14 protein-coding genes are annotated in these 15968 nt (G+C 35.8%); 7 read left to right on the top strand and 7 right to left on the bottom strand.

Translation table 11 applies throughout. The annotated features are described in order from the left end of the window. The first annotated feature begins 24 nt into the window (after positions 1 to 24). From ACZIX2_RS12510 to mtaB, 4 genes are all read left to right on the top strand, one after another. Positions 25 to 1188 (top strand): sigma-54-dependent transcriptional regulator, encoded by a 1164-nt coding sequence (locus ACZIX2_RS12510; protein ID WP_463340432.1) that lies wholly within the window; start codon positions 25 to 27, stop codon positions 1186 to 1188. 82 nt (positions 1189 to 1270) lie between these two features. Further along, positions 1271 to 1906: a DEAD/DEAH box helicase gene (locus tag ACZIX2_RS12505; RefSeq protein WP_463340431.1), complete on the top strand. Its 636-nt coding sequence runs from the start codon at positions 1271 to 1273 to the stop codon at positions 1904 to 1906. A 300-nt stretch (positions 1907 to 2206) separates the two neighbouring features. After that, a complete protein-coding gene (locus tag ACZIX2_RS12500; protein WP_463340430.1) occupies positions 2207 to 3037 on the top strand; it encodes a Cof-type HAD-IIB family hydrolase in 831 nt (276 codons plus the stop codon). A 173-nt stretch (positions 3038 to 3210) separates the two neighbouring features. After that, a complete protein-coding gene (gene mtaB / locus ACZIX2_RS12495) occupies positions 3211 to 4533 on the top strand; it encodes a tRNA (N(6)-L-threonylcarbamoyladenosine(37)-C(2))-methylthiotransferase MtaB (protein WP_463340429.1) in 1323 nt (440 codons plus the stop codon). A gap of 84 nt (positions 4534 to 4617) precedes the next feature. On the opposite strand, the gene ACZIX2_RS12490 is transcribed toward mtaB, so the two are convergent. Then, positions 4618 to 5451 carry a DUF6929 family protein gene (locus ACZIX2_RS12490; RefSeq protein WP_463340428.1) on the bottom strand — a complete coding sequence of 278 codons (834 nt, stop codon included), beginning with the start codon at positions 5449 to 5451 and terminating at the stop codon, positions 4618 to 4620. 154 nt (positions 5452 to 5605) lie between these two features. On the opposite strand from ACZIX2_RS12490, the gene ACZIX2_RS12485 reads away from it, so the two are divergent. Both ACZIX2_RS12485 and ACZIX2_RS12480 read left to right on the top strand, forming a co-directional pair. Beyond that, positions 5606 to 6985, top strand: coding sequence for an MATE family efflux transporter (locus ACZIX2_RS12485; RefSeq protein ID WP_463340427.1), 1380 nt, complete (start codon positions 5606 to 5608; stop codon positions 6983 to 6985). A 135-nt stretch (positions 6986 to 7120) separates the two neighbouring features. Next, a complete protein-coding gene (locus ACZIX2_RS12480; protein WP_463340426.1) occupies positions 7121 to 7348 on the top strand; it encodes a hypothetical protein in 228 nt (75 codons plus the stop codon). A gap of 49 nt (positions 7349 to 7397) precedes the next feature. Here ACZIX2_RS12480 and meaB read toward each other — a convergent pair whose 3' ends face one another. Beyond that, the gene (gene meaB, locus ACZIX2_RS12475) at positions 7398 to 8498 is read right to left on the bottom strand and encodes a methylmalonyl Co-A mutase-associated GTPase MeaB (RefSeq protein ID WP_463340425.1); all 1101 of its coding nucleotides are present in this window, start codon (positions 8496 to 8498) and stop codon (positions 7398 to 7400) included. A 109-nt stretch (positions 8499 to 8607) separates the two neighbouring features. Here meaB and ACZIX2_RS12470 point away from each other — a divergent pair, with 109 nt between their 5' ends. Then, entirely contained in the window at positions 8608 to 9519 is a 912-nt protein-coding gene (locus ACZIX2_RS12470; RefSeq protein WP_463340424.1) for an AEC family transporter, read from the top strand. Positions 9520 to 9540: 21 nt separating this feature from the next. On the opposite strand, the gene nudK is transcribed toward ACZIX2_RS12470, so the two are convergent. The 5 genes from nudK to ACZIX2_RS12445 form a co-directional block, all read right to left on the bottom strand. Then, complete coding sequence (gene nudK / locus ACZIX2_RS12465; RefSeq protein ID WP_463340423.1) at positions 9541 to 10149, bottom strand: GDP-mannose pyrophosphatase NudK; 609 nt, start codon at positions 10147 to 10149, stop codon at positions 9541 to 9543. A 56-nt stretch (positions 10150 to 10205) separates the two neighbouring features. Continuing rightward, a complete protein-coding gene (locus tag ACZIX2_RS12460; protein ID WP_463340422.1) occupies positions 10206 to 11477 on the bottom strand; it encodes an adenylosuccinate synthase in 1272 nt (423 codons plus the stop codon). Positions 11478 to 11487: 10 nt separating this feature from the next. After that, positions 11488 to 11958 (bottom strand): Fur family transcriptional regulator, encoded by a 471-nt coding sequence (locus tag ACZIX2_RS12455; protein ID WP_463340421.1) that lies wholly within the window; start codon positions 11956 to 11958, stop codon positions 11488 to 11490. Between the two features lie 66 nt (positions 11959 to 12024). Continuing rightward, positions 12025 to 14247, bottom strand: coding sequence for a RelA/SpoT family protein (locus ACZIX2_RS12450; protein WP_463340420.1), 2223 nt, complete (start codon positions 14245 to 14247; stop codon positions 12025 to 12027). Positions 14248 to 14387: 140 nt separating this feature from the next. Continuing rightward, entirely contained in the window at positions 14388 to 15938 is a 1551-nt protein-coding gene (locus tag ACZIX2_RS12445; protein WP_463340419.1) for a serine hydrolase, read from the bottom strand. Positions 15939 to 15968: the final 30 nt, after the last annotated feature.

Raw genomic sequence — 15968 nt, 5'->3', positions numbered from 1 at the left:
TTTAAAAATTGAAAATTTTGATGCATGAGTAAAATATTAATTATTGAAGACGAGGCTGCAATCCGTAGGGTATTGATTAAGATATTGACTGAAGAAAGCGATGCTTACCAAGTAGATGAGGCTGAAGATGGAGCTGCAGGTTTTGAAAAAATAAAAAGTAACGATTACGACTTGGTGCTTTGTGATATCAAAATGCCCAAAATGGATGGGGTCGAATTATTGGAAGCGGTGAAAGCAATCAAACCCGAAATTCCAATCGTGATGATTTCGGGTCATGGAGATATGGAAACGGCCATCAATACGATGCGACTAGGAGCATTTGATTATATTTCTAAACCACCTGATTTGAATCGGTTACTCAATACGGTTCGCAATGCTTTAGATCGCAAGCAATTGGTGGTAGAAAATAAGATATTAAAGAAAAAGGTTAGCAAATCGTATGAAATTATAGGAGAGAGTGAAGCGATTAATCATATTAAGTTAATGATTGACAAAGTAGCTCCCACCGAAGCAAGAGTTTTGATTACGGGGCCTAATGGTACAGGGAAAGAATTAGTGGCTCATCAATTGCATGAAAAAAGCGATAGGGCTAGTTTTCCTTTGATTGAGGTTAATTGTGCGGCTATTCCTTCGGAATTGATAGAAAGTGAGTTGTTTGGTCATATAAAAGGGGCTTTCACTTCTGCTGTAAAAGATAGAGCAGGAAAGTTTGAAGCCGCTCATAAAGGGACTATTTTTTTGGATGAAATTGGCGATATGAGTTTGTCAGCACAAGCCAAAGTTTTGCGTGCCTTGCAAGAAAATGTCATTACTAGAGTAGGAGCCGATAAAGATATAAAGGTAGACGTTCGCGTAGTGGCGGCCACCAATAAAGACTTACAACTTGAGATAGCCGAAGGACGTTTTCGAGAAGATTTATACCATCGATTGGCTGTAATCCTTATAAAAGTACCGTCGTTAAATGACCGTCGCTCCGATATTCCAATGTTGGTGACGTATTTTGCAGAAAAAATTGCTTTGGAACAAGGCAATGCTGTAAAAAAATTCGCCGATGGAGCTATTGCTTTGCTTCAGGAATACGATTGGACTGGAAATATAAGAGAATTACGTAATGTAATTGAGCGACTTATCATTTTGGGAGGTACCGAAATTTCTGAATCCGATGTAAAAATGTTTGCATCAAAATAAATGTATCGATAGAACAATTACAAAGTAGGAAGTAAAAAACCGCTTGTAATTTTTCAATCACTTAATCTTTCAATCACGACAAATGAATTTAAAAAAGATCAACGAAAACCTTAAAAAAGCCTTAGTTGAGCATCAATTGACCGAAGCCAATGCGTTGCAAAAAGAAACGTTCTCCCCTATAAAAAGTGGGGCTGATTGTTTGATTATCGCACCCAAAGCCAGTGGAAAAACCACGACAATTGTGATGAATGTGATTCAGAAACTAGTAGGTGCCAATGAAGAATCGCCAAGAGCTTTGCTAATAGTAGAAGACAAGGATAAGATGGTGGAGATGGAAGCGCTTTTCGAAAAATATGGCCAATATTGCGGATTAGAAGTCTACGGAGTACATGACAAAGGCGATATGGATTATGACAAAAACTATATTTCAACCGGTATTGATGTTCTAATTGGTACTCCAACGCGTTTGAGCGAAATGTTTTCCTCAGCAGGGTATAACGTGAATCGATTGAAAATGTTTATCGTTGATGATACGGATGCAATTCTGAAGTTACGTCATGATACTAAAATTATGCGCCTTTCGAATAGTATTGCTAAAACCCAAAGAATTATTTTTGCTGAAAACTATTCGGAAAGGGTAGAACTTTTAGCAGAAAAAATGCTTATCGAACCTTATGAATTTGATTTTTTTGACGAAGAAGACGAAGATTTAGAATAAACTTAACTTGTTGAAATAAAACGCTATAGTTGTTAAAAATGTAAAAAAATGCTTGTTTTTGAAGTTAAAATTTAACTAAATTCAGTAAAAACACAGCTTATTTGATTTTATGGCGTTAATTTTGTAAAAGTTTGATTAGTAGTTGAAAATCAAAATGTTAAGTTTGTGGAGCTATATTCGAAGAAACTTGAAATTACTCAAGTAGTCTAAAATATAGGAAATAGAATAAAGAGCAGCTAATTAGTTACTATTTAAATACCATGAACCCTTGAAACCAATACAGGTTTTAAGGTTTTTTTTATGAATATAGAATTTAAAATGAAAGAATTACAATACAAAATGTTGGTGTTAGATATGGATGATACCTTGTTAACAGATGATCATACTATATCAAATGAAAATAAAGAAATGATTTTTAAGGCGCAAGAACAAGGGGTAAAAGTAGTTTTGGCTTCAGGACGTCCTACCTCGGCAATGACTGCTTATGCCAAAGAATTAAAATTAGATTATTACAATTCGTATATGCTTTCGTATAACGGCGCTGTAATCACTGACTTAAAAGAAGATACTGTTCTTTTTGAACAAACGCTTGCAAAGGAACAGATTCATGCATTATACGATTACAGCAAAAAGAAAAACACTCATATAATCACTTACATAAACGAGGAAATTGTAAGTGAAACCGAATCGGAGTTTATCGATGTCGAAAAGCAAATTACAGGAATGAAGCACAATAAAGTGCCAAGCTTTAAAGAGGCTGTGCAGACCAATGCGGTTAAATGTATTTTGCTTGAAGAGCCTTCTTATTTGAAAGAACTGGAACAAGATTTGAAAAAAGAAATGCCACATTTGAGTGTTTCACGTTCTAAACCTTTCTTTTTAGAAGTGGCGCAACAGGGGATTGATAAAGCCGAGAGTTTAAAAAAATTGGCTCAAAAATTAGAGTTGGACTCTAGTGAGATTATTGCAGTAGGTAATGCCGGAAACGATTTGTCTATGGTGCAATATGCAGGTTTAGGCGTGTGGGTGGATAACGTAGAGCCTGAGCTAAGGGCGTATGCAGATGTAGTAGTAGCTTCTAATAACGAACATGGTGTGGCCGAAGTAATCCAACGATTTATATTGAATTAAAAGTTATTTACTTTATAAAATAATAATAGAGATCCTTTTTAGGGTCTCTTTTTTGTTGCTAAATTTTGGTTAAACCATAAGGAAATCCTTGATTTAGATTTTCTTATCCTAAATTTTTTCGTAATTTTGCGCCCTCAATTTTTTGACAACGATTTCATTAATTGAGCTTACTTATGGAAAATAAAAAACGTGTGGCCTTTTATACCTTGGGTTGTAAATTGAATTTCTCCGAGACTTCAACCATTGCAAGGGATCTCCAAAATGAAGGCTTTGAAAGAGTAGATTTTGAAGAAGTTGCTGATATGTATGTGATCAATACATGTTCGGTAACTGAAAATGCCGATAAACAATTCAAACAAATCGTACGCAAAGCGATGAAGCTAAATGATAAAGCTTTTGTTGCGGCCGTAGGTTGTTATGCGCAGTTAAAGCCTGAAGAATTGGCAGATGTGGACGGTGTAGATTTAGTTTTAGGAGCCAAAGAAAAATTCAAATTAGGCGATTATGTTAATGACTTGACTAAAAATGATTTTGGACAAGTGCATTCTTGCGAAATTTCAGAGACCGATTTTTATGTAGGGAGTTATTCCATTGGCGATCGTACCCGTGCTTTTTTGAAAGTACAAGACGGATGCGATTATAAATGTACTTATTGTACTATACCATTGGCTAGAGGAATTTCTCGAAGTGATGCTTTAGAGAATGTATTGAAAAATGCTTCCGAAATCTCTCAACAAGGAATAAAAGAAATTGTCCTAACAGGTGTAAATGTAGGTGATTACGGAAAAGGAGAATTTGGAAATAAAAAACACGAGCATACGTTTTTAGATTTAGTAAAAGCTTTAGACGATGTTAATGGGATTGAGCGCATGCGAATTTCTTCGATCGAACCCAATTTGTTGAAAAATGAAACTATTGAATTTGTAGCGCAGAGTAACCGTTTTGTGCCTCATTTTCATATTCCCTTACAATCCGGAAGCGATACGATCTTGAAACTCATGAAACGCCGTTATCTGCGTGAGGTATATACAGAACGTGTTTCGGCAATTCGAAAGTTCATGCCTGATGCTTGTATTGGTGTCGATGTGATTGTTGGTTTTCCTGGAGAAACGGACGAACATTTTCTAGAAACCTATCATTATTTAAGTGATTTAGATATTTCCTATTTGCATGTCTTTACATATTCTGAAAGAGATAATACTGAGGCTGCTGCAATGGAAGCGGTAGTTCCTAACAATGTAAGGGCTAAACGTAGCAAAATGTTACGTGGATTATCAGTGAAAAAACGTCGTGCCTTCTACGAAAAACAATTGGGAACAACGCGAACTGTTTTATTTGAAAACGAAAATAAAGAAGGATACATAAATGGTTTTACCGAAAACTATGTCAAGGTTAAAACGCCTTGGGATCCTGCTCTTGTGAACACTTTACACGAAGTGACATTAACGCGAATTGATGAAGACGGAAGTGTAAGAATGGAATTTTTAAACGCATAATTTTTTTTTTTTTTACCATTAAGGAAAAGAATGACCAAAAACGTAGGTTTTTTATTTCCTTAATGGTTTTTTATTGTCAAAAACTTAGATTTTTGGTAAGGTGAGTTTGTAAATTTTAGCTTCTTGAACCTCGCTATCGTTGTCTTCGCATAACAAAAATTCTAAAGTTTTTTCGGAATTTTGATACAGTGTAATGCCTTCAAATTTATGGGTGTCGCTGATTTTTAAGGTGAAGTCGATTTTCATGGTTTGGATGTTGATACATCCTATCAAACTTCCAAGTACCGCTCCATCTAGGTAGGTAGATTGGGTGTCTTCGGCAGTAGCTAGAAAATAGATTTTATCCTCTACTAATACAGCATCGGTAAAACTGCTACGCACACCATTAATTTTGGGCAATTTGTAATCGTTACTCAAAATGTTGTATTCGTTGACCAAATTTTTGCCATAAATTGTAAAAACGACATTTTTATTGGCTCTTCCATTGCCTCTGTTGAAAAGATACCATTCGTTGCCAGTGTAAATTGCTCCTTCTAGATTGAAATCTTTGGGTTTAATTTGTCCAAAACTTTGCATTACCCCGTACAAATCGGTTAAATCTTTGGTGCGAATTTCTTTTTCATGGGTGTTTATTTCCACCATGGTTGTTCGTTTTGAGGTCGATCCAGACCCAAAAACATAAATTTTATCTTCAAATTGAGTTATGGCTTCAAAGTCGGGTTTGTCTTTTTTGGGAATATTTTCGCTGGGATTTTCAATAATAGGATGTTTTAGTAATTGTTGATTTTCAGTTTGAAATTCGTATAAATACCCACTATTGTCTCCTATTAAGTACAAAATAGGTGATTGATATATGAGACCAGAGGCGGAACCAATACCTATGATTTGAAAGATAAGTTCCAGTGTGAATTTTTCCATTGTATAGATTTTTTAATCAACTGCCTACAGGGAGTTATAGGTTATTCAAATGTACTTTTTTTAAATGTTTAATTCAAAATAATGGACTTTTAAAATTCGAATTCAATGATTGCTCTAGAAAAGAATTACCTTTGCAACCTTACAGATACAAAAAATGAACTTAAGTCAGTATACGAAAGAGTTTTCATACAATATTAAATTGGCATATCCCGTTGTTTTGGGAATGTTAGGTCATACTTTAATTGGGATTGTGGATAATTATATGGTTGGGAATTTAGGTTCGACCGAATTGGCCGCTGTCTCATTAGGGAATAGTTTTATTTTCATTGCTTTGTCTATCGGTATAGGTTTTTCTACAGCAATTACCCCCTTGGTAGCAGAGGCGGATGCAGAAGGGAATGCCAAAAAAATCCGCACTACTTTTCATCATGGCTTATTGTTATGTACTTTTTTAGGGCTGGCTTTGTTTATCATAACGGTTTTGTTCAAGCAAATCATGTATGTTATGAACCAACCCGAAGCCGTAGTTGAGATGGCTGCACCCTATATTGATTGGGTGGCATTTTCGCTCATTCCAGTAATTATTTATCAAGGTTACAAACAATTTGCAGACGGTATGTCGCAAACAAAATATTCAATGTATGCTATTATTTTTGCCAACGTCATTCATGTGTTTTTTAATTATGTTTTGATTTACGGCGTATGGATTTTTCCAGAGTTAGGGGTAATAGGTGCTGCGTTGGGAACAGTAATTTCTAGAATTTTCATGGTGATTTTTATGCATAATATCATGAAATATGATCCCCTTTTGACAAGTTATTTTAAAAACTTCTCTTTTAAAGAAATCCGAAAATCTATTTTAAAGAAAATTATCCAACTAGGTTTTCCTTCTTCCATGCAGATGATGTTTGAAGTTACGCTTTTTACGGCGGCTATTTGGCTGTCGGGAACTCTAGGTAAAAATACCCAAGCTGCCAATCAAATCGCGTTAATTTTAGCCTCCTCTACGTTTATGGTGGCCATGGGGCTTAATGTTACCGCTATGATACGAGTAAGCCATGCCAAAGGTCTTGCCGATTTTAAAGGATTAATAGTAGTTGCGCGCTCTATTTTTTTGTTGGTTGTCATTTTGGAAGTGTTTTTTGCGGGTGTTTTTATAGCTTTTCATAAGGTACTTCCTCATTTGTTTTTGAACACCACCGATGTAGGTCAGATAATAGATAATCAAGAAATAGTAAGCATCACCTCCAAGTTGTTAATCGTGGCTGCTTTTTTTCAAATTTCAGATGGAGTTCAAGTGGTGGTTTTAGGTGCTTTGAGAGGGCTACAAGATGTGAAAATTCCGATGTACATTACCTTTGTGGCCTATTGGTTGGTAGGATTTCCAGTTTCACTGCTGTTAGGTAAATATACTTCTTTGGCGGGTGTTGGAATTTGGATTGGATTATTGGCAGGATTGTCGGCAGCAGCCATATTATTGTATATTCGATTTGAGCGTTTGTCTAAAAGATTGGTGCAACACAGTCAAGTGTAACTGCATTTTTGAGGAAATGAAAAATGTTAGTTTTTAATTTATAAACAACACGATTACTTGAAAAAAATTAAATAAATGGGTTGCTTGCTAGTTTTTTATGAAAACTTTGCGACCTTTACTTCAAATTATATTACTATGGAATTACCAAAATTTTTACTAGGCGATAACACTGATTTTCCTGACGATATTTTTATCATTCACATGGATTACCCTCGTTTTATTATCAATCTTAAAGATGATGAGGTAGAGTTTTTAGAAGAGCCTGATGATTTAGACGAGGCAGAATTAAATGCCGAAATGGAAAGCTTAATAGAACAAGCCAACGCCTTTTATGATCGTGAAGTTGAAAGGTATGAGGAATAAAAACTAAAAAAATGCATTCCTATGAATGCATTTTTTTTACGTATATCTTTTACTTTTTTGACAGATTTTTAAAATAAATTTCCAGAAGATTTTGTGCCGCACTAAAGGGTGAAATGGTATTGTTGGCTACTTTGTTTTGAAAATCTTCAAGTAATGGGATGATTTGAGTGTCATTATAGAAATGATTTTTTAAATGTTCATCTACCGTTTCTCTCATCCAAAATTGGTTTTGTTCTTTTCTTTTTTTTGTAAAATAACCGTTTTTTTGAGTGATTTGTAGATAGTTTTCAATAGTCTCCCAGATTTCTGGGATACCTTCTTTGGTTAAGGCACTGCAAGTACTTGTCGTAGGAGTCCAGCCTGATTTTTTTGGTGGAAACAAATGCAATGCCCTTTGAAACTCCATTTGAGCAGCTTTTGATTTTTTGAGATTGTCACCATCGGCTTTGTTGATGACAACAATATCTGCCATTTCCATAATCCCTCTTTTGATGCCTTGCAATTCATCTCCAGCTCCAGTAATTTTTAGCAGTATAAAGAAATCGACCATGCTGTGAACGGCTGTTTCGCTTTGGCCAACCCCTACTGTTTCGATGAGAATGGTATCAAAGCCAAAAGCTTCGCACAAGGTAATGGTTTCTCTTGTTTTTCTAGCCACTCCTCCCAAAGTTTCGCCCGATGCTGAGGGACGAATGTAGGCATTTGGGTCTTTTACTAAAGCTTCCATGCGTGTTTTATCTCCCAAAATACTACCATGCGAAAGCGTACTGCTGGGGTCAACGGCTAGCACAGCTACTTTTTTGCCTATACTAGTTAAGTGCTTCCCAAATGCTTCAATGAAAGTGCTTTTGCCTACCCCAGGTACTCCGGTAATTCCGATTCGAAGGGAGGGTTGGGGATGCCTAAAACACGCATTGATGATTTTGTTGGCTGATGAAAAGTGATTTGGATTGGTGCTTTCAACCAAGGTAATGGCACGGCTTAATGCTGTTATGTTACCGGAGATAATACCTTCAATTAAAATATCAGGATCTAAGGATTGTTTTCTGAGTTTTTGAATAGTTTGTTTTCCCAAAATACTTATGCTTTCGGGAGCAGAAACTCCAGGAATTTCTTGGAGTGCGGTTTTCTTGATTATCGACTTACTCAAAACAATATATTTTGTAGTAAAATTAATTAAAACTTATGGTTTTGCTGTTATGTTCCTAGCTTTTTAGTTGTATTTTTGGGCATAACAAATGATTTATATTTGATTACGCATGTTTAATTTTGTACTCCTTTTTGGTTTTTTGGGTTTAGGAATGATGTTGCAACGTATTTCTTTTGTGCCCAAAACCAGTCCGAAATATTTGAACTGGCTGGTAATACAACTATGTTTGCCGGCACTGGCTTTGTATTACATTCCTAAGATTCAGTGGAGTAATGAATTGATGTATCCTATTTTAGTCCCTTGGATTCTTTTTATATGTGCTTGGGTATTTTTTGCGGTATTAGGAACATATTTCAGATGGTCAAAAAAACTTATTGGTTGTCTTATTCTATGTAGTGGATTGAGTAACACTTCTTTTGTTGGTTTTCCAATCATATCAGCATTGTATGGCGAAAGTGGAATGAAAACGGCCATCTTGGTAGATCAACCCGGTTCTTTTGTGGTACTTTCAACCTTGGGTGTGGTTGTGGCCACGTTGTATTCCAGTGGTCAAACAAGTCCGCTACAAATGGTGAAAAAAATTGCTTTTTTTCCTCCATTTCTTATGTTTATAGTGGCGTGTTTGTTAAACACTTTTGATTATGAATTGGATGCTGTAGTACAAGTGGTACTTAAAACGATAGGTACTTTGGTAACGCCACTGGCAATGCTTTCTGTGGGATTGCAAATACAGTTTAATAGTCGAAGTAAGCATTGGTCCTTTTTGAAAATAGGGCTGGTTTGTAAACTTTTGATTGGGCCTTTGTTAATTTTTATGCTTTATGTAGTAGTACTAAAACAACATTCAGAAGTTATAGAAGTAGCGCTTTTAGAATCGGCAATGGCGCCGATGATAACGGGAGCAATTTTAGCGTCAAGTTATCGGTTAAAACCCAAATTGTGTAGTATGATGATTGGTTTTGGTATTCCCATTTCGTTTATAACGTTGTTGTTTTGGTATTGGCTGACAAAGTTTATTTAGAAAATCTAATGGATCAGTTGATTATTCGCTAGCTAATCGAGTGGCATAGGGGATAATTTGGTTGATTTTTGCGTATTGCAAAAGCATTATGGTTTTGGCATCCTTAATTTCTCCTGTTTCAATCATCAAATAGGCTTGTTCAAATGGAATTTCGATAATGTCGATTTCTTCGTGTTCGGTATCTAAACCTCCTCCACAACTTACTTTCATACTTGGGTCGTATTCGCCAACAAAAAAGTGTAGAATTTCAGTAACGGCACCTGGCGACATATACGCTTCAAATACTTTACGCACTTCGTGTATACGATAGCCTGTTTCTTCTTCGGTTTCTCTAATAATACAAGCCTCAGGATTTTCATCGTCTAAAACGCCTGCGCAAGCTTCAATTAGGATGCCTGTTTTGTTGCCGTTTAAATAGGTAGGTAATCGAAATTGTTTGGTTAAAATAACCGTTGCCTTTCGTGTATCGTACAGCAATATGGCGGCTCCATTACCTCGATCATATACTTCGCGGTATTGAGTATCCCAGTTGCCATCTTTCTTTTGATAGTCAACCGTTACTTTGCTTAGAGTGTACCAATTATCGGAGAGTACTTCTGTTTTTTTGATTTGATACTTTGGGTTGTTCATCGGCTTTAAGTTTAGGTCTAAAAAAAACGCCCTGAATAATCAGAGCGTTATGCTATTTATTTTAGGATAGTTTGTTTTCTATCTGGTCCTACAGAGATTATTTTTATGGGCACTTCTACCTCTTTTTCAATAAACTCTATGTACTCTTTTAGTTCTTTAGGTAATTCATCGTAGGTGGTCATGCCTGTTAAATCTTGAGCCCAACCTTTAAATTCACGATAAATTGGCGTTACATTTTCCGGTTCAATGTTGTATGGGAAATGTGAAATTTCTTGCCCTTTGTATTGATAAGCCGTACATACTTTTAAGGTTTCAAAACCAGAAAGTACATCGCCTTTCATCATCATCAATTGAGTTACACCATTTACTTGAACAGCATATTTTAGTGCCACTAAATCCAACCAACCACAGCGTCTTTGTCTGCCGGTAACAGAACCAAATTCATTACCAATTTTGGCCATAGTGGCTCCTACTTCGTCGAATAATTCTGTAGGGAATGGACCGCTACCCACTCGAGTAACATAGGCTTTGAAAATTCCGTAAACCTCTTTGATTTTATTTGGAGCAATTCCCAAACCAGTACACGCTCCAGCAGCAGTAGTATTGGATGAAGTAACGAAAGGATAAGTTCCAAAATCTACGTCCAATAACGAACCTTGGGCACCTTCGCATAAAATGGATTTTCCAGCTTTTTGTGCTTGATGAAAATACTCTTCGCTATCGATGAAATCTAATTTTTTTAATTCTTCGATGGCTTCAAAGAATTCGGCTTCCATTTCTTCTAGGTTGTATTGAATAGCGACATCGTAGAATTTGATCATTTCTTCGTGTTTGTCAGCTAAAGCTCTGTAGCGATCTGCAAAATCTTCTAGTTCAATATCGCCAACGCGAAGTCCGTTTCTACCCGTTTTATCCATATAAGTTGGACCAATACCTTTTAAAGTAGAACCGATTTTTGCTTTTCCTTTTGAAGCTTCGGATGCAGCATCTAACAAACGATGTGTTGGTAAAATTAAATGTGCTTTTCTAGAAATAATCAGTTTTGATTTGATGTCTAAATTGAATTTTTGCAAGCCTTCAATTTCTTTTTGAAAAACAACAGGATCAATTACTACACCATTTCCAATTACATTGACAGATTTTTTATGAAAAATACCTGACGGGATAGTTCTTAATACGTGTTTTATGCCATCAAATTCTAGTGTATGTCCAGCATTGGGGCCTCCTTGGAAACGTGCAATGATATCATAATTCGAGGTAAGAACATCTACGATTTTACCTTTTCCTTCATCACCCCATTGCAATCCTAATAATAAATCTACGGTCATTGTTGTTGTATTAATTGTTTTCTTCTGAATGATTTTTTTTGTTGGCATAGAAATACAATGAATGATTGGTGATTTCTATGTCAAATATTTCTTCAATTGTTTTTTTGATGGTTTGGATTCTAGGGTCGCAAAATTCAATGACTTCGCCAGAATCGGTCATGATGATATGATCGTGTTGTTTATCGAAATAGGATTTTTCATAGTGTGCTTGATTTTGTCCAAATTGGTGTTTACGTACCAAAGCACAATCCAAAAGCAATTCGATAGTATTGTATAAAGTGGCTCTACTCACTCTATAATTTTTGTTTTTCATTTTGATGTAGAGATTCTCAATATCAAAATGCTCTTCGCAGTCGTAAATTTCTTGTAAAATAGCGTAGCGCTCAGGCGTTTTGCGATGCCCTTTGGTTTCAAGATATTTTGTAAATACATTTTTTACAATTTCTTGATTTTTATTATTTTCTGAAGAGATTTGTGTCATATCTGGCAAAGATAAATTATTTTAATTAAAGATTAAAGCCTAGCAAATGTAAAGTTTCTTAATAATTTAGGTGTGATAAACTCGAGTTACTTTTTCGATTCCGTCAATCTTTTTGATGTTATTGATCATTTTTTTGAGAATAGTGTTGTTTTGAACAATGACGGCTATTTGTCCGTGAAAAATTCCAGCATTCGTACTCAAGGAAATGCTTTGGATATTCACATTCATATTGTTCGATATAACGCGTGTGAGTTCGTTGGTTAATCCCAATACATCCATCCCGGTAATGTCAAGCAGTGCTTTAAATTCCTCTTGTGTAGAATCAATCCATTTGGCATTGATAATGCGGTACGCATAATTTGACTGCATCCCTATAGCGTTTGGGCAGTCTTTTTTATGGACTTTGATGCCTTCGTTTATGGTTACAAATCCAAATACTTCATCTCCCGGAATCGGATTGCAACATGGAGCTAATTTATAATCCAATTTATCATGTTCGGTACCAAAAACCAACATGTCATAATTGGCATTGATCTCGGGTTTATGGATGTCTAAAGCAGGATTGTTTTTAGGACCGCGTTTAATTTTATTTTTGAAAAAATTAATAAGGGTATTACTTTTTTTAGCGGCATAGTCCTTTAACTGTTGGTTTTCGATGGCGCCAATTCCTACTCTATAATATAAATCTAAGCTAGTCTTGAGCTTGAAGTAATTTACAAGTTCATTGGTTACCGATTCGTTTAGGGTTATTTTGAGGTGTTTTAATTTTCGAGTAAGAATTTCTTTTCCTTCTTCTCCAATTTTTTTGGTGTTTTCGTTTAGAACATTCTTGATTTTAGTTTTTGCTCTAGAAGTCGTTACGTAATCTAGCCAGTTGGCAGTTGGTTTTTGATACTGAGAGGTAATGACTTCTACTTGATCTCCACTTTTTAATTCATAGTTAAGAGGAACCAATTTTCCATTTACTCGTGTTCCTCTGGTTTTTATCCCTAATTCTGAGTGGATACTAAAGGCAAAATCTAAAGAAGTTGCGCCTTTGGGTAGCGATTTGATTTCTCCTTTTGGCGTAAAGACAAAGATTTCTTGCGAATAGAGATTCATTTTGAAATCTTCTACAAAATCAACGGCGTTGGTTTCTGAATTTTCTAGTGCTTCTCGCAATAAATTGAGCCAAATATCCAATCCGTTTTCATCGGTTGCTCCGTTTTTGTATTTGTAATGTGCAGCGTACCCTTTTTCAGCAATTTCGTCCATACGCTCACTTCGTACTTGAACCTCTACCCAGCGACCTCTTGGTCCCATAACGGTGATGTGTAAGGCTTCGTATCCTGTAGATTTTGGGGAGGAAATCCAATCTCGTAATCGACTAGGGCTGGGGCGATAATGATCTGTTACGATGGAGTATATTTTCCAAGCCAAGAATTTTTCATCATGTGGTTCTGACTTGTATACTATGCGTAGGGCAAATTTGTCATACACTTCGTCAAACGTCACATTTTGAGCGCGCATTTTTCGTCGAATGGAATAAATTGACTTGGGTCTACCTTTGATGACATAGTCAATGCCTTCTTTATCGATAGAGTTTTTTAAAACCTCTGAAATGTCTCTGATGTATGCGTCTTGTTCTTCTTTGCTTTCTTTTATTTTGCTTACAATTTCGTTGTAAACATCAGGTTCAGTATATTTTAGTCCTAGGTCTTCTAGTTGTGTTTTAATGTTGTACAAGCCTAAACGATGTGCTAATGGAGCATAAATATATAGGGTTTCCGATGCGATTTTCATTTGTTTATCTTCTCGCATGGAGTCCATGGTTTGCATATTATGCAATCTATCGGCCAATTTGATTAAGATTACACGGACATCGTCATTGAGGGTGAGAATCATCTTTCTGAAATTCTCGGCTTGTATCGAGGCATTCAAATCCTTTTGAACCAAAGAAATTTTAGTAAGTCCCTCGACCAATTGAGCAACTTTGGGATTGAATAAATTTTCGATATCGGCTACAGACATTGGAGTGTCTTCTACCACATCATGCAATAGTGCGGCAGCTATGGAGGTTGCTCCTAGACCAATTTCTGAAGCTACAATTTTGGCTACAGCTATAGGATGGAAAATATAAGCTTCTCCTGATTTTCTTCTTTGATCTTTATGAGCATCTACCGCTACATCAAAAGCTTTTCGAATGAGTTTTTTATCACTATCGGAAAGGGTTTGATAGCTAATTCGCAAGAGTTCTTTGTATTCTTGAGCAATAGCTTTGTTTTCTTTTTCAATGTCTAATTCGGTCATAACGGCATGGTTCAAAGTTTAAAACTAAGTAAAAAACCCCATAATTACAAGAGTAATAAGCTTACAAAAGTAATGTGAAGATTTTGGAATTTGCTAAATGAAAATGTTTTTTTGTATGTATAAATGCTTAAACAATTGGTTTAATTCACTCTTATGAAATCCAAATCTTGAAAGTCATAACTAAAATCAGTTAACGCTGAAATAGGTTGCATCTTTATTCCAATGGCTTTTCCTGAAGCATCATTTGTAATGAATAAATGAGCATCAGCATTAAAATAGGCATTATTCCATTTTACGACTAGATTGCCTGGTTTGTATTGAAATACTTCGCCGGCCAATTGAGGAGAACGTTTGGATTGAAAATAAAGTTTGCCTTTTTTCTCTGTCAAGGTTATTTCGCCAAACCAAGCGTCTTTATAGGTGCCTACATAATTTTGCCACGTTATTTTACTTTTATTCTTTTGAAGCTGCGCCACAGTATCCCATACCGCTTTAGTGGTAGCGTCGTCTTTGGCAACATTGTTTTGAATACGTTGTTGGTAAAGGGTGATGTAATCTTGTTCTGGAAGTCCAAGATAACTGTCTTTGATAGTATTGGTAATGGCTGTAAATGCGGCGCCTTCTTGCTGATTGGTCAATACAATAACACCCAGTTGCAATTCAGGAATTAAAGTTACTTGTGTTACATTGCCTTCTAATCCTCCGGTGTGCGATACTTGTTTGTAGCCTTTAACATCGGTTAAGAACCAGCCTAAGCCATAACCATTAAAATGTGAGTTGTAAGGTGGGCGAGTAGTTGTTGGAATGATGGTTTGTAATTGCCACATTTCATTTTGTTGGGCTTCAGAAAACAAGGATTGGTTGTTTGGACCAAATTTACCTTTATTTAATTGCATTACTACCCATTTACTCAAATCGTTGGTGCTAGAATAAATTCCTGCTGCTCCATCAAATAAAGGATTTTTGTAGGGTTCAATTACTTTTAAAACACCTTTTACTGGCACATGGGGAGTAATTACATTGGAGAAATCAGTTAATCTTTTATAGCTTGCTGCACTATTGTTCATGCCGATAGGACGCATAATACGTTGTTCAACAAATTCCGCCCAAGTCAATTGACTTACTTTATGTATAACTTCAGCAGCAACGATGTAGAGTAAATTATCATAATCAAATTTGCTTCTAAAACTTGAAACAGGTTTTAGGTATTGTAAGTTTTCGATAATATCATTGGCTGTAAAATCGCTACCGTCGGGCCAAATCATTAAATCGCCAGCGCCAAGCCCCAAACCGCTGCGGTGTGTTACTAAATCGCGTATGGTGAATTGATTTGTAACATAGTCGTTGTACATTTTAAAGTTTGGCAGGTATTTTACCACTGGATCATCCCATTTTAACTTGTTTTCTTCAACAAGCATAGCAATGGCTGCTGTTGTAAAAGCTTTACTGTTGGAAGCAATGCCAAACAAGGTATTGCCATCCACTTTTTCTTTGGTGATAAATGATTTTACTCCATATCCTTTAGAATGAATTACTTTTCCATCCTTAACTACCGCTACGGCAATTCCGGGTGCATTAAAGGTTTTAATGGCTCTTTCTGTAAGTTGATCAATTTGCGCCGAGGAAATTTGTCCAAAAGTGCTAAAAGAAACTAACGAAAGTAAGAGTAAAAAGTAATAATATTTTTTCATGACGGTAAATGATGTAATGTTTAAACTAAA

This window comes from Flavobacterium riviphilum (assembly GCF_055231795.1).
The sequence above is the reverse complement of the archived record's forward strand: the minus strand, read 5'-3'. Positions and strand labels throughout refer to the sequence as shown.

Bases quoted from the DNA above. Each gene is read 5' to 3' on its own strand.
- ACZIX2_RS12470 (WP_463340424.1), top strand. From the start codon at position 8,608: ATGTTTAATTTTGTACTCCTTTTTGGTTTTTTGGGTTTAGGAATGATG.
- ACZIX2_RS12505 (WP_463340431.1), top strand. From the start codon at position 1,271: ATGAATTTAAAAAAGATCAACGAAAACCTTAAAAAAGCCTTAGTTGAG.
- ACZIX2_RS12445 (WP_463340419.1), bottom strand. From the start codon at position 15,938: ATGAAAAAATATTATTACTTTTTACTCTTACTTTCGTTAGTTTCTTTT.
- ACZIX2_RS12485 (WP_463340427.1), top strand. From the start codon at position 5,606: ATGAACTTAAGTCAGTATACGAAAGAGTTTTCATACAATATTAAATTG.
- ACZIX2_RS12480 (WP_463340426.1), top strand. From the start codon at position 7,121: ATGGAATTACCAAAATTTTTACTAGGCGATAACACTGATTTTCCTGAC.
- ACZIX2_RS12500 (WP_463340430.1), top strand. From the start codon at position 2,207: ATGAATATAGAATTTAAAATGAAAGAATTACAATACAAAATGTTGGTG.
- ACZIX2_RS12490 (WP_463340428.1), bottom strand. From the start codon at position 5,451: ATGGAAAAATTCACACTGGAACTTATCTTTCAAATCATAGGTATTGGT.
- ACZIX2_RS12455 (WP_463340421.1), bottom strand. From the start codon at position 11,958: ATGACACAAATCTCTTCAGAAAATAATAAAAATCAAGAAATTGTAAAA.
- ACZIX2_RS12460 (WP_463340422.1), bottom strand. From the start codon at position 11,477: ATGACCGTAGATTTATTATTAGGATTGCAATGGGGTGATGAAGGAAAA.
- nudK (WP_463340423.1), bottom strand. From the start codon at position 10,149: ATGAACAACCCAAAGTATCAAATCAAAAAAACAGAAGTACTCTCCGAT.
- ACZIX2_RS12450 (WP_463340420.1), bottom strand. From the start codon at position 14,247: ATGACCGAATTAGACATTGAAAAAGAAAACAAAGCTATTGCTCAAGAA.
- ACZIX2_RS12510 (WP_463340432.1), top strand. From the start codon at position 25: ATGAGTAAAATATTAATTATTGAAGACGAGGCTGCAATCCGTAGGGTA.
- mtaB (WP_463340429.1), top strand. From the start codon at position 3,211: ATGGAAAATAAAAAACGTGTGGCCTTTTATACCTTGGGTTGTAAATTG.